The sequence below is a fragment of the Rhodoferax sp. genome, from assembly GCF_030646845.1.
Lineage (GTDB): Bacteria > Pseudomonadota > Gammaproteobacteria > Burkholderiales > Burkholderiaceae_C > Rhodoferax.
On sequence record NZ_JAUSLE010000005.1, the window covers coordinates 20,060 to 33,113 of the forward strand.

10 protein-coding genes and 1 other RNA gene are annotated in these 13,054 nt (G+C 59.4%); 5 read left to right on the plus strand and 6 right to left on the minus strand.

Annotation, left to right across the window (positions count from 1 at the left end):
• Window positions 1–25: 25 nt before the first annotated feature.
• The 6 genes from Q7T10_RS01665 to ompA all read right to left on the minus strand — a co-directional run bounded on the left by Q7T10_RS01665 (window position 26) and on the right by ompA (window position 4,925).
• On the minus strand, window positions 26–1,120 hold the full coding sequence (locus tag Q7T10_RS01665; RefSeq protein ID WP_304745220.1) for a BMP family ABC transporter substrate-binding protein: 1,095 nt from the start codon (window positions 1,118–1,120) through the stop codon (window positions 26–28).
• A gap of 95 nt (window positions 1,121–1,215) precedes the next feature.
• The gene (locus Q7T10_RS01670; RefSeq protein WP_304745223.1) at window positions 1,216–2,256 is read right to left on the minus strand and encodes an adenosine deaminase; all 1,041 of its coding nucleotides are present in this window, start codon (window positions 2,254–2,256) and stop codon (window positions 1,216–1,218) included.
• Between the two features lie 82 nt (window positions 2,257–2,338).
• Window positions 2,339–2,725: a transfer-messenger RNA gene (gene ssrA / locus Q7T10_RS01675) on the minus strand.
• A gap of 12 nt (window positions 2,726–2,737) precedes the next feature.
• Window positions 2,738–3,403: an HAD-IA family hydrolase gene (locus Q7T10_RS01680; protein WP_304745239.1), complete on the minus strand. Its 666-nt coding sequence runs from the start codon at window positions 3,401–3,403 to the stop codon at window positions 2,738–2,740.
• Window positions 3,404–3,417: 14 nt separating this feature from the next.
• The gene (gene ubiG, locus Q7T10_RS01685; RefSeq protein ID WP_304745225.1) at window positions 3,418–4,140 is read right to left on the minus strand and encodes a bifunctional 2-polyprenyl-6-hydroxyphenol methylase/3-demethylubiquinol 3-O-methyltransferase UbiG; all 723 of its coding nucleotides are present in this window, start codon (window positions 4,138–4,140) and stop codon (window positions 3,418–3,420) included.
• A gap of 134 nt (window positions 4,141–4,274) precedes the next feature.
• Window positions 4,275–4,925 carry an outer membrane protein OmpA gene (ompA, locus tag Q7T10_RS01690; protein WP_304745227.1) on the minus strand — a complete coding sequence of 217 codons (651 nt, stop codon included), beginning with the start codon at window positions 4,923–4,925 and terminating at the stop codon, window positions 4,275–4,277.
• Between the two features lie 248 nt (window positions 4,926–5,173).
• Between ompA and gyrA the strand changes: the two genes are divergently transcribed.
• The 5 genes from gyrA to Q7T10_RS01715 form a co-directional block, all read left to right on the plus strand.
• The gene (gyrA, locus tag Q7T10_RS01695; RefSeq protein WP_304745229.1) at window positions 5,174–7,810 is read left to right on the plus strand and encodes a DNA gyrase subunit A; all 2,637 of its coding nucleotides are present in this window, start codon (window positions 5,174–5,176) and stop codon (window positions 7,808–7,810) included.
• 117 nt (window positions 7,811–7,927) lie between these two features.
• The gene (pheA, locus tag Q7T10_RS01700; RefSeq protein ID WP_304745231.1) at window positions 7,928–9,010 is read left to right on the plus strand and encodes a prephenate dehydratase; all 1,083 of its coding nucleotides are present in this window, start codon (window positions 7,928–7,930) and stop codon (window positions 9,008–9,010) included.
• 28 nt (window positions 9,011–9,038) lie between these two features.
• A complete protein-coding gene (locus Q7T10_RS01705) occupies window positions 9,039–9,911 on the plus strand; it encodes a prephenate dehydrogenase/arogenate dehydrogenase family protein (RefSeq protein ID WP_304745233.1) in 873 nt (290 codons plus the stop codon).
• Window positions 9,911–11,941 carry a bifunctional 3-phosphoshikimate 1-carboxyvinyltransferase/cytidylate kinase gene (locus Q7T10_RS01710; RefSeq protein ID WP_304745235.1) on the plus strand — a complete coding sequence of 677 codons (2,031 nt, stop codon included), beginning with the start codon at window positions 9,911–9,913 and terminating at the stop codon, window positions 11,939–11,941. The genes Q7T10_RS01705 and Q7T10_RS01710 overlap by 1 nt, the downstream gene beginning before the upstream one ends.
• Before the next feature lie 120 nt (window positions 11,942–12,061).
• On the plus strand, window positions 12,062–13,054 hold a 993-nt coding region (locus Q7T10_RS01715; protein WP_304745237.1), incomplete at its 3' end, for a 30S ribosomal protein S1.

A 13,054-nucleotide genomic window follows, 5' to 3' on the forward strand; every position in this document is an offset into this window, starting at 1 on the left:
AATGCGCCCCTTCCGGCTCAGGCGATCAGGGTAACTGGCCCTGCACCCCCTGGACCAGCCAGTTCATCTTGAGAATCTGCTCGTCATTGAGCGTCTGGCCTTTGGCGATGACTACTTTGCCCTGGTTGTCCAGCACCGGCTGTCTGGCGCGAAAAGGATGCAGCTTGCCGGCTGCGATATCTTTTTGCCGCGCCAGTACTTCGGCCTGTACGGACTTGGGCACTTTGCTGCCAAAGCCATCGACCTGGATCATGCCCTCGCGCACGCCACCCCACACCGAGCCGCTCTTCCAGCTGCCATCCAGTACCGCCTGGGTGCGTTGGGTGTAGTACTTGCCCCATTGGTGGGTAATGGCCGCGATCTGGGCGTCCGGCGCAATCTTCCGCATGTCCGAGTGGTAGGCCACGGCCAGCTTGCCACGCTCCTGCGCAGCGGCCATGACGGCCGACGAACCGGTGTGAAATGCAATCACATCGACGTTTTGATTGAACAGCGTCATGGCGGCATCACGCTCGCGGGTCGGGTCAAACCAGCTGTTGAGCCATACCACTTTGACTTCCGCCCTGGGGTTAACGGATTGCATTCCCAAGGCAAAAGCATTGATACCCTGCAGCACTTCGGGAATGGGAAAGCCCGCCACATAGCCGGCCACATTGCTCGTCGTCATGCGCCCGGCCGCGATGCCTGCCAGGTAGCGCCCCTCGTAGTAGCGCGCATTCGCTACGGCCACATTGGGCGCGGTCTTGTAACCGGTGATGGATTCGAATTTGACGTCCGGGAACTCCTGCGCGACTTTGAGCGTGGGTTCCATGTAGCCAAAGCTGGGCGTGAAGATGAGCTTGTGCCCGGTAGCCGCAAGATCGCGAATCACGCGTTCGGCGTCGGGGCCCTCGGCCACGTTTTCAACATAGGCGGTCTTGACCCTGGCGCCCAACGCCGCGTCCACAGCCAGGCGGCCCTCGTTGTGCTGGCGAACCCAGCCAGCATCGGTCAATGGTGCGACGTACACAAAGCCGACTTTCAACGGCTCTCTGGCTGGGGTGGCCGACGGGGCAGGTTGCGAAAAAACAGGAGAAATAAAACAAGCGGCCGCAAGCGCGGCTACGAGGTTTTTGTACATGGTGGTCCTCTACATGGCTCCGAAACACAAAAAGCAAGGCCCGCCGGAGCAGCGGGCCTTGAACAGGATTTTAACCGAGCGAGCGTCGCTGTGTTTTACTCAAACGTCTCAAATGTGGCCGCCAGACGGTCGATGTACTGCCGTTTGAGGGCTTCATCAATAAAACTCGCCTCAAAACTGTTGCGCGCCAGTTGGTAGGCATGCTGGGCACCCAGGCCCAAGGCGGCAAAGGTCTGGGTGAAGTTCTCGTTGATGTAACCCCCGAAGTAGGCCGGATCGTCCGAGTTGACGGTCGCCACGATGCCGGCATCGAGCATGCGGGCCAGATTGTGCCCGGCGAGGGTGGGAAATACGCGAAGCTTCAGGTTGGACAGGGGGCATACAGTGAGCGGAATGCGGTCCTGAACCAGCCGCGCCATCAGCGCCGGGTCTTTCATGGCCTGCACGCCGTGGTCAATGCGCTCTACCTTGAGGACATCCAGCGCGCTCCAGATGTAGGCCGGCGGACCCTCTTCTCCCGCGTGCGCCACCAGCCGAAAACCCAGTTCACGGGCCCGGGCAAAGACGCGGGCAAACTTTTCCGGCGGGTGGCCCATCTCGCTGGATGCCAGGCCCACCCCCACCAGCTTGTCACGGTACGGCAGGGCTTGCTCCAGGCACTCAAATGCATCCTGCTCGCTCAGGTGGCGCAAGAAGCAGAGTATCAGGGAGGCGCTCATGCCAAATTCGGCATGGGCATCGACACATGCCCGGTGCAGCCCATTGATGACCACGTCAACACTCACGCCGTGCCCGGTATGGGTCTGGGTATCGAAAAAGATCTCCGCGTGAAGCACGTTGTCGGCCGCAGCGCGGGCCAGATAGGCGTACGTCATGTCATAAAAGTCCTGCTCGGTGCGCAACACTAAAGTGCCAGCATGGTAGATATCGAGAAAATCCTGCAGGTTGTCAAATACATAGGCCCGGCGCAAGGAGTCGATATCCGGGTAGGCCATCGAAATGCCGTTGCGCTGCCCCAGTGCAAACATCAACTCCGGCTCCAGCGAACCTTCGATGTGGATGTGCAGTTCCGCCTTCGGCATGCGTCGCAGCAGCTCAGGCAGGCGCTCGGCAGAGACAGGCTTTACTTTCAGCATGGTTGCTCACTCGTGAAGTTATTGATTTTTAAAAGAAAAAGGCCTCCGAGTATCGCTACTTGGAGGCCTTTGTCATGCGGTATGGTGGAGCTGGGGGGATTTGAACCCCCGTCCGCAAGCCTTGTTCGGGCAGATCTACATGTTTAGTGGTCTGATTTGAGTCTCGCCACCTGTGTCGCGCAGCCACACGCTACACAGGACGCCAGCACCCTATTTTCTTGCCCCGGGCTAAGGTACCCAGCCCGGAGCCAGCCGATGAAATTATCTTTACAGCCGGGAGCCCTTAACTTGCGCTAAAAACCCCTTGCCCAGCCCATCGGCCTGCTGTTGTAAAGCTCACTGGCAATTAAGCAGCGAGTGCGAAACGTTCGTCGTTTGCAGTTAGTTTTTTTGAATCAGTTTTACGAGCACATTCAGCTCGACATGCACCACACCGCGTCCGAACCCACGTCGAAACCAATGCAGCCCCTTGATCCCTATTTTAGGCCTTCGCCAGCAATTGCAATAGTGCCCCTGGAAAATTTATGGTGGCATGCGCGCCCCACCGCGACGGATCGGCTTTTTGACCGAGGTAACCATAGGTGGCGGCCACCGTACCCATGCCAGCCGCCAACCCTGCCACGATATCCCGTTCGTCATCACCGACGTACAGACAGCGTGCCGGGTCAATGGCAAGGCGCCGGGCGGCTTCGAACAAGGGCTCTGGGTGTGGCTTGGCGTGAGGCGTGGTGTCACCGCTGACCACCGTGCGGGCCGACAGGAACAACGGCATGACCCGCGTCAAGGGATCAGTGAAACGGGCCGCCTTGTTGGTGACAACACCCCAGGGAAGGTCGATTGCCACCAGATGGGCAATCAGCTCAGGAACTCCATCAAAAGCATAGGTCCGTTGCGTCATGCACTGCTCGTAATTCGCGAAGAACTCTTCCCGCAAAGCGGAAAAGCCCGCATGCTCGGGTGTCAGGCCAAACGCCACGCCAATCATTCCACGCGCGCCAGCGCCAGCCAGGGGACGGTAGTGCGCCAATGGCAGTGACGGCAAGCCCCGATCGACCCGCATTTTGTCGGCCGCAGCACCCAAGTCTGGCGCGCTATCAATCAGGGTACCGTCCAGATCAAAAAGTACCGCCTGCACATCGGCAAACATTCCACTTTGTGGCGTCACGGCGTCACAGCCAAGGGCTTCTGGGTGGCGAAGAGATAGTTCACGCTCGTGTCGGCACTCAGCCAGTAACGCCGGGTAAGCGGGTTGTAGCCTATCCCACGGGTGTTGCGCAGATCAAGATCAGCGGATCGGCAGTAACTGGCCAGTTCACTGGGCCGGATCATCTTGATGTACTCGTGCGTTCCACGTGGCAGCAAATTAAGCACATACTCGGCGCCCACAATGGCAAACAAAAATGATTTTGGATTGCGATTCAGCGTCGAGAAGAACACCCAGCCGCCCGGTTTGACGAGTGCGGAACAGGCCCGCACTACCGAGGCCGGGTCGGGCACGTGTTCCAGCATTTCCATACAGGTCACCACATCAAAGCTGCCAGGCTGCTCCGCAGCCAATGCTTCAGCGCTGACCTCACGATACTGCACGTTCGGAGTCTCGGCTTCCAGCGCGTGGAGTTGTGCCACCCTGAGGGCTTTGGTGGCCAGATCAATGCCCGTCACCTGCGCGCCCGATCGCGCCATGGCATCCGTGAGGACGCCGCCGCCACAACCGACGTCAAGAGCCTGCAGACCCTTCAACGGGCAAAGACTGTTGATCCATTCCAGCCGCAGAGGATTGATCTGATGCAGCGGTCGGAACTCGCCGTCCATGTCCCACCAGCGGTGGGCCAGGTCAGAAAACTTGGCCAATTCGGCCGGATCCGCGTTCAAGTTAGAGGTCATGGGGAGATTATCGACAAATTGCAGAGCACTTCACACGGAATGGAGAACAGGCTCGCCTGAAACAAAAAAACCCCGCCAAAGCGGGGTTCTTATTGAAGCGGCCTCTAGAGACCGCTTCGTGGCTTTGACGCCAATTACTTGCCAGCGGCGCGGGTACCGACTACTTCGATTTCCACGCGACGGTTTTTGGCGCGACCTTCTTTGGTCTTGTTATCAGCCACAGGCTGCACTTCGCCTTTGCCTTCGGTGTAAACGCGGTTCTTCTCGATGCCCTTTGACACCAAGTAGGCCTTCACAGCTTCAGAGCGCTTGACCGACAACTTCTGGTTGTAACCATCGGTGCCGACAGCGTCGGTGTGACCCACAGCGATGATGACTTCCAGGTTGATGCCCTTGACCTTGCCAACCAGGTCGTCCAGCTTGGCTTTGCCTTCAGGCTTGAGCACCGACTTGTCGAAGTCAAAGAATGCGTCAGCAGCGTAAGTCACCTTGGTAGCTGCGGGAGGAGGAGGAGGAGGAGCAACTGGTGCGGGAGCAGGAGCAGCTGGGGCAGCAGCAGGTGCGGGTGCAGGTGCGGCAGCAGCCACAGGAGCCACAATCGCGCCATCGCAACCAACGGCCGCAGTAGCGGGTGTCCAGTTGGAATTGCGCCAGCACAGTTCATTGGTGCCGTTCTTCCAGGTAGTGCCAGTGCTGTTAACCCAGTTGTCGATGGTTTGTGCGCCAGCAGCGGTTGCAAGTGCTGCGGAAGCAATCAACATTGCCACTTTATTCAATTTCTTCATGGTTCTCCTCTTGGGAAAAAAGCCGCAGCAGCGCTGCGAATAATTACGGGACGCTCTAAATGCCAATCATCTAAAACGTTGTCGTCATTGTGCCACAGCCAGAATGGGCCTTTGGAGGCGAAATCGCAAGGGGGGCATTTGTCCTACAAAAGTAAGACAAATTGTGTCTGGCCGTTGCACCTACACCACAAGGCCCGGCCCTTAGAATCAGGGGTTGCCTTTGACATAGCCTTAGCCACGACCACTCCATGACCCAGTTCGCCAAAGAAACCTTGCCCATCAGCCTTGAAGAGGAAATGCGGCGCAGCTATCTCGATTACGCCATGAGCGTGATTGTGGGGCGCGCCCTGCCCGATGCGCGAGACGGGCTGAAACCGGTGCACCGGCGGGTTTTGTTCGCCATGCACGAACTCAACAACGACTGGAACCGACCGTACAAGAAATCGGCGCGTATTGTTGGTGACGTCATTGGCAAGTACCACCCGCACGGCGACAGCGCGGTGTATGAAACCATCGTGCGTATGGCACAGGACTTCTCTCTGCGCCACATGCTGGTGGACGGCCAGGGCAATTTCGGATCTGTGGACGGCGACAACGCTGCAGCCATGCGATACACCGAAATCCGTATGTCCAAGATCGCGCATGAATTGCTCGCCGATCTGGACAAAGAAACGGTAGATTTCGGCCCCAACTACGACGGTAGCGAGCAAGAGCCGCTGGTCATGCCAGCCCGCTTCCCCAATTTGCTGGTCAATGGCTCCTCCGGCATTGCGGTGGGCATGGCCACTAACATCCCTCCGCACAACCTGAACGAAGTGGTTGATGGCTGCCTGCATTTGCTGCGTAACCCGCAGGCCACAATTGACGAGTTGATGGAGATCATCCCGGCGCCGGACTTCCCGACGGCGGGCATCATTTACGGCATCAACGGCGTCAAGGACGGCTACCGCACCGGGCGGGGCCGCGTTGTCATGCGCGCCAAATGTCATTTTGAAGACATTGACAAGGGGCAGCGGCAGGCGATCATCGTCGATGAATTGCCCTATCAGTGCAACAAAAAGACCTTGCAGGAACGCATGGCCGAGCTGGTGCACGAGAAGAAGATCGACGACATCAGCCACATTCAGGATGAGTCGGACAAGTCCGGCATGCGTCTGGTCATTGAGCTCAAGCGTGGCGCCGTCCCCGAAGTGGTGCTCAACAACCTGTACAAACAAACGCAGTTGCAGGACACGTTTGGCATGAACATGGTGGCGCTGATCAATGGTCAGCCCAAACTGTGCAACCTCAAGGACTTGATTGAAGTCTTCCTGGAACACCGCCGTGAAGTGGTGACGCGGCGCACCATCTTCAACCTTCGCAAGGCACGCGAGCGCGGCCATGTGCTGGAAGGCCTGGCGGTGGCCTTGGCGAACATCGACGAATTCATCCGTATCATCCGCGAATCACCGACGCCTCCGGTGGCCAAAGTCGAGTTGATGAACAAACCTTGGGATAGCAAGCTGGTGCGCGAAATGCTCACCCGCACCCGCGCCGACGGCGGCATGATCAACGCCGACAGCTACCGTCCCGATGGTTTGGAAAAAATGTACGGCATGGGCAGCGACGGCCTGTACCGTTTGTCAGACACGCAGGCGCAAGAGATCCTGCAAATGCGCCTGCAACGCCTGACCGGGCTGGAGCAGGACAAGATCGTGGCCGAATACAAAGAGGTGATGGCCGAGATTGACGACCTGCTCGACATTCTGGCCCGACCCGAACGAGTCACCACCATCATCAGCGAAGAACTCTCGGCCATCAAGACCGAGTTCGGCCAAACCAAGCTAGGTGCGCGCCGCAGCATGGTGGAGTACAGCTCGTTTGACCTCAGCACGGAAGACTTGATCACCCCCACGGACATGGTGGTGACGCTCTCGCACAGCGGCTACATCAAGAGCCAGCCGCTGAGCGAATACCGGGCACAAAAACGCGGTGGTCGCGGCAAGCAGGCCACGGCCACCAAGGAAGACGACTGGGTCGACCAGCTCTTCATTGCCAACACGCACGATTACATCCTGTGCTTCAGCAACCGCGGCCGCCTTTACTGGCTCAAAGTCTGGGAAGTGCCACAGGGCTCGCGCGGTTCGCGTGGCCGCCCCATCGTCAATATGTTCCCCTTGCAAGAGGGTGAAAAGATCAACGTCGTGCTGCCGCTGACCGGCGACAAGCGCAGCTTCCCGGCCGACCAGTATGTGTTCATGGCAACCAGTATGGGCACCGTCAAGAAGACAGCGCTCGATGAGTTCAACAACCCGCGCAAGGGCGGCATCATCGCTGTGAACCTGGATGACGGCGACTACCTGATTGGCGCCGCCCTCACGGATGGCAAGCACGACGTCATGCTGTTCAGCGATGGTGGCAAGGCTGTGCGTTTTGACGAGAACGACGTGCGCCCCCTGGGCCGCAATGCCCGCGGTGTGCGCGGCATGATGCTTGAAGAGGGCCAGGGCGTGATTGCCATGCTGGTGGCCGAAGACGAGGAGCAAAGCGTGCTGACCGCCACCGAGAACGGTTACGGCAAGCGCACCAGCATCACCGAGTACACCCGCCACGGTCGCGGCACCAAGGGCATGATTGCCATTACCCAGTCGGAGCGCAATGGCAAAGTCGTGGCCGCCACGCTGGTGCATGCCGACGACGAGATCATGCTGATCACCGACAAGGGTGTGTTGGTGCGTACGCGAGTCAGCGAGATCCGCGAACTCGGCCGCGCCACGCAAGGGGTCACACTGATTGGTCTGGACGAAGGCTCCAAGCTGAGCGGCCTGCAGCGGATCGTTGAAAACGATGCCAACCCGGTGGACGATGACACGACAGGTGACGACGAGGTCGGTTCCACGGCCTGATTACTGTGTTTTTTGTGGCCATCATTTGCGGTGTGATGCCGATCGAGGGCGTGCAGGCGCAAATGCGCTACATGCGAGAATTTCAAGACACCTGAAGCTGAAGAACCAAGTCACCCCATGGCGAAAACGCTCTCCGAATTACGCACGCAAATCGACGCCCTCGATCTGGAACTGCTGGCGCTGCTGAACCGGCGGGCTGCGCTCGCCCATGAAGTCGGTGAAATCAAGCGCGTGGACGGCTCCCCGATTTTTCGCCCTGATCGCGAAGCACAGGTGATCAGCAACCTGCAGGCCGCCAATCCCGGTCCGCTCAAGAGCAGCAGCCTGGCGGTGATCTGGCGCGAGATCATGTCAGCCTGTCGCGCGCTGGAGGCCGGCCAGCGGGTCGCCTATTTGGGCCCCGCCGGCACGTTCAGTGAACAGGCGGCGCTGCAATACTTTGGCTCCAGCATCGAGCGCGTGCCTTGCGTCAGCATTGATGAGGTGTTCAGGGCCACGGCGGCAGGCAGTGCCGAGTTTGGTGTGGTGCCGGTGGAAAACTCCAGCGAAGGCGTGATCTCCCGCTCCCTTGATTTGCTGTTGAACTCTCCCCTGCACATCGTCGGCGAAACAAGTTTTTTGGTGTGTCACAACCTGCTTCGGTTAACCCCAACGCTTGCCGGCATTGAGGTGGTTTATGCCCATCCCCAGGCCCTCGCCCAGTGTCAGGACTGGCTCACTGCGCACTTGCCCAATGCCGAACGGCGGGCAGCCTCCAGCAATGCCGAGGGCGCGCGACTGGCATCCGGCAACCCAGCCTGGGCGGCCATTGCCAGTGAACGCGCCGGCAGCGAGTTTGGGCTGCATGTGGTCTCCCACGCCATCCAGGACGATGCATTCAATCGCACGCGGTTTGCCGTGGTGTGCCTGCCGCAAACCCTGCCCGCGCCTGAAGCATCGGGCAAGGACTGCGTGAGTCTGATCGTTTCGGTGCCCAACAAGCCCGGCGCCGTGCACGACATGCTGATGCCGCTCAAGACGCACGGCGTGTCCATGACCCGTTTTGAGTCGCGCCCGGCGCGCTCGGGTCAGTGGGAGTATTATTTTTACATTGACATCCAGGGTCACCCCTCGCAGCCGCATGTCGCTCTGGCGCTCAAGGATCTCCAGGGACTTTGTGCCTTCTATAAGGTGCTTGGCACCTATCCAGTGAGTGAATGAATGATGACCATGAAGCCGAGGAAACAGGATGTTTGAACAACTGGGCATTATTGGTTGTGGCTTGATGGGCGGATCATTCGCCCTTGCGCTCAAGCGCGCGGGTTTGGTCAAGCGTGTAGTCGGCTATAGCAAGTCGCCGTCCACCACGGAACGAGCGCGCCAGATGGGTGTCATTGATGTGGAAGCTCCGTCTGCCTTGCTGGCAGTGTCAGGTGCCGATATTGTCCTGATCGCGGTGCCTGTATCAGCCACCGAAGCCACCTTCAAGGCGATCAAACACCTGGTGACCCCCCAGATGCTGGTTATGGACGTCGGCTCTACCAAGCGCGATGTAGTGGACGCCGGTCGCAGGGCCCTGCGCGAGCAAATCGGATCGTTCGTACCAGCCCACCCCATCGCGGGCCGGGAAGTCTCGGGTGTCGAACATGCCGATGCCGACCTTTACACCGGCAAACAGGTGATTCTCACGCCCATTGAACGGACCCTGACGGTGCAGTTGCAAAAGGCCGTCGACGTCTGGACCGCGCTAGGTTGCCGTGTCGTCAAGATGTCGCCCGAGTCGCATGATGCGGCATTTGCCGCCGTCAGTCACCTGCCACATCTGATTTCATTTGCCCTGATGAACGCCATCTCGGGCCAGCCACAAGGCAAAGATTACCTGTCACTGGCAGGTCCCGGCTTTCGCGACTTCACCCGCATTGCCGCCAGCGACGCCAAGGTGTGGCGTGACATCCTGGTCTCCAATCGCGAAGAGTTGCTGGCGCAGTCAAAGATCTTCCAGCGCAATCTCCAGGCGCTCGAACTCATGATCTCCAGTGGCAACGGCGAAGCACTTGAAGGCTTGATTGAACAGGCCAGTCTGACCCGTGCCAACTGGAGCATGGCCAAAAGTCAAAAATAATGTTCTCCACTGCCTTTCTTGATATCCCGCCGCTCACGGCAGCGGGCGGCACCATTGTTCTCCCAGGCTCCAAAAGCATCTCCAACCGCGTCCTTCTGTTGTCTGCCCTGAGCCAGGGCACGACCACTCTGCACGATCTCCTGGACTCGGACGATACGCGCGTCATGCTCGACGCCTTGCGGCAGCTGGGCTGCGGCGTGCGGCAACGTGGCGCCACCGTCGAGATCGATGGCCTAGGCGGCCAGCCGGGCAATAGAAAAGCCGATCTGTTCATGGGCAATGCCGGCACCGCCATACGCCCGCTCACCGCCGCGCTGGCGGTGATGGGAGGCGACTATGAGTTGCGAGGCGTGCCGCGCATGCACGAGCGCCCGATTGGCGACCTGGTCGATGCACTACGGCAACTGGGCTGCCACATCAAATACCTGGGGCAGGAAGGCTTCCCGCCGCTGCGCATTGGCGAACCGACCCTGAAGCTGGACGCGCCGATTCGGGTGCGTGGCGATGTGTCGAGCCAGTTTCTCACTGCGCTCCTGATGGCATTGCCCCTGGTAGCCCGGCAGGACGTGATCATTGAGGTGGTGAGCGAACTGATCTCCCGACCCTACATTGAAATCACGCTGAACCTGCTGGCCCGCTTCGGTATCCCGGTGGTGCGCCCGGCAGGGGAAGATCGCTGGCAGCGCTTCACCATTCCTGCGGGCAGCCAGTTCAGGTCGCCGGGCAGCTTGCACGTCGAAGCCGACGCCTCCTCCGCTAGCTATTTCATAGCGCTTGGGGCAATAGCTGCGGGGGCTACAGCCAAGAATTGCATAAGAATTGAAGGCGTGGGCGCGGATTCCATCCAGGGTGATATCCGCTTCATTGATGCCGCGCGACTGATGGGGGCGCAAGTGGTAGGCGGCCCCAACTGGCTTGAAGTGTCACGGGGACAACCCGGCGATGGATGGCCGCTCAAGGCGATCGACCTGGACTGCAACCACATCCCCGATGCGGCGATGACACTGGCCGTGATGGCCCTGTACGCGCAGGGCACCACCACCTTGCGCAACATTGCCAGCTGGCGCGTCAAGGAAACCGACCGCATTGCCGCCATGGCCTGCGAGTTGCGCAAGCTGGGTGCATCCGTGGAAGAAGGCGCTGACTACCTTCGCGTGACACCGCCAGCCTCACCTGCCGACTGGAAAGCCGCCAGCATCCACACTTACGACGATCACCGCATGGCCATGTGCTTCTCACTGGCCGCCTTCAATCCGGCAGGTCTGCCGGTGCGCATTGAAGACCCGAAGTGCGTGGCCAAGACCTTTCCCGACTACTTCGAAGCGCTGTTTTCCCTGGTACAGACACCGACGCAGGCCATTCCCGTCATTTGTGTCGACGGCCCGACCGCATCGGGCAAGGGCACCCTGGCGGCGGTGTTGGCAAAGGAGTTGGGCTACCACTTTCTGGATTCCGGCTCGCTCTACCGCATCACGGCCCTGGCGGCCCTGCAGGCCGGTCTGGCGCTGGATGCCTCACACGAATCAGCGATTGCGGACATGGTTCAAGGCCTGTCCATCCAGTTTGCCGAGGGGCGCGTGCTGCTGAACGGGACTGACGTCAGTGAAACCATACGGACCGAAGAGGCGGGCATGAACGCCTCCAGGGTGTCGGCGCTGCCCAGGGTGCGCCAGGCACTGATCGGGCTGCAACACGGCTTTCGCCGGTTGCCCGGACTGGTCGCCGACGGGCGCGACATGGGAACGATCATCTTCCCCCAGGCTCCACTCAAGGTGTTTTTGACCGCCAGCGCCGAACGACGGGCGGAGAGGCGCTATAAACAATTGATTTCAAAGGGAATTTCAGCTACACTCCCATCTCTTCGCGCAGATCTGGAAGCACGCGATGCACGGGATTCATCTCGCAGCGTCGCGCCTCTCAAGCCGGCAGAAGATGCCCGGTTACTGGACAACTCGGATTTGACGGTTGAAAGATCGGTTGAACTGGTGTTGAACTGGTGGCAGGAAAAACAGCCGTTCGGAGCAATCTGACCGCTGGAAAGATGCAAAGGCAAAATGCTTTTGCGCCCGGTCCACACAAGCCTTCTCGCGCGCGCAGCGCACCGCTTGGGTGGTTCAACAAACTAACCCGCGGAATCATCCGCATCCAAAATGTCTGAATCTTTTGCCGCCCTATTTGAAGAGTCCCTGAAACGCACTGAAATGCGCCCGGGCGAAGTGATCACTGCTGAAGTGATTCGTATCGAGCACAGCTTCGTGGTCGTGAACGCTGGCCTCAAGTCCGAAGCCTACGTGCCGCTCGAAGAATTCAAGAGTGACAAGGGCGAGATCGAAGTCCAGGTTGGCGACTTCGTGTCGGTGGCCATTGGCTCCATCGAAAACGGCTACGGCGACACCATTCTGTCGCGCGACACCGCCAAGCGTCTCGCTTCGTGGATGAGCCTGGAAAAAGCCCTGGAAACCGGCGAGTTCGTCACCGGCACCACCAGCGGCAAGGTCAAGGGCGGTTTGACCGTTCTGGTCAATGGCATCCGTGCCTTCCTGCCCGGTTCGCTGGTCGACACACGCCCCACCAAAGACTTGTCTCCCTACGAGAACAAGACCATGGAATTCAAGGTCATCAAGCTCGACCGCAAGCGCAACAACGTTGTGTTGTCACGCCGTGCCGTGGTGGAAGCCTCCATGGGCGAAGAACGCGCCAAGCTGATGCAGACCCTCAAAGAAGGTTCTGTGGTTCAGGGCGTGGTCAAGAACATCACCGAGTACGGTGCATTCGTGGACCTGGGTGGCATCGACGGCCTGTTGCACATCACCGACATGGCATGGCGCCGTGTCCGTCACCCAAGCGAAGTGGTGACGGCTGGTCAAGAGATCACCGCCAAGATCCTGAAATTCGACACCGAGAAAAATCGCGTGTCACTGGGTCTCAAGCAAATGGGCGACGATCCCTGGATGGGCGTCAACCGCCGCTACCCCCAGGGTACGCGCATGTTCGGCAAGATCACCAACATCGCCGATTACGGCGCATTTGTGGAACTCGAACCCGGAATCGAAGGCCTGGTCCACGTGTCCGAGATGGACTGGACCAACAAGAATGTGGCACCTTCGAAGATCGTTGCCCTGGGTGACGAAGTCGAAGTCATG